This is a genomic window from Rhodosalinus sediminis (assembly GCF_003385555.1).
Lineage (GTDB): Bacteria > Pseudomonadota > Alphaproteobacteria > Rhodobacterales > Rhodobacteraceae > Rhodosalinus > Rhodosalinus sediminis.
On the sequence record NZ_QOHR01000077.1, the window covers coordinates 1 to 984 of the forward strand.

The 984-nt window shown below is 63.2% G+C and carries 1 protein-coding gene; it reads right to left on the bottom strand.

Annotation, left to right across the window (positions count from 1 at the left end; all coding sequences use genetic code 11):
- The coding region (locus DRV84_RS15150; protein WP_147298889.1) for a hypothetical protein at nucleotides 1-780 on the bottom strand (780 nt) is incomplete at its 3' end.
- Between the last annotated feature and the right edge of the window lie 204 nt (nucleotides 781-984).

Consider the following 984-nt stretch of genomic DNA (forward strand, 5'->3'; position numbering starts at 1 on the left):
AACCAGCGGGCTGTCCGCGCAGACCTCGATCTGCTGCAGCGACGGCGTGTAGATCAGCGTCGCCTCGTTCGGCGGGCGATAGTAGATCGCCGCGCGCCGGCCGTCGTCGCGATGATTGTAGACGCTGGAGAGCGGCCCGCCATGGCGCACGATCAGCATGATCGACGCGGGGTGGGCGTCGGTCTTCGGCAGGTCGAGCGCGCGGACGGTGCAGGAGATCGCCGGCCTGAGCTCGAGGACCTGCTTGATCCTGATCGACAGCGCCCGCTCGTCGACGGACGATGCATCGAGCGGGGTCGCGTTTTCGAGATCCACCTCGAAGGCGTCATAGAGCTTGCGGTGGTCTCGAAACTGTCGGGCGAAGTGGAAGCTCTCCGCATCCTCGAAGGTCTCGCGCGCATTGAGAAACGCCCAGATACTCCTGCACAGCGGGTCGGGCTGATCGTCGAACTCCGCCGCCCGTTCGTGATCCAGCTTCTGGGCCACGATGGTTTCGAGCGACGTGACGCCCTTCCCGCTGGCGAGGGCGCGAATGCGGCGCGAACGCGTTTCCGTCGGGCGAAGTTCGTCCGGGTCGAATTCGGAGAGAATCTCGATCAGCCGTTCCCGAAACGCATGGACGGCGTCCCCGTCCTCGAGATCCGGCATATCCTCGGGCAGGTCGAATTCAGGCTCGCTGTCATCGTCCCGAACGGCGAACGCTGCACCAAGTAGATCGACCCGCGCATCCTCGATCAGACCAAGAGATTCGGGGCCCAAAGGAAGAGACTTGCGCGGCATGAACACACCTCAATCAACAGCTGCTCGATAGGGATTCAACCGGAGATGATCGCGGAGTCGCAGCGCGTAGGCAAGCATTTTTGTTCCTTGTCTGTTCCCGTGGCCGGTGTGGATGTCCCATCGAGGCTCCGAGGGTGGCTTTTCCTCTGTGATGACACCACAGACGACGGTCCCCCAACATGAAGCGCCCCAATCCCCTGCCGC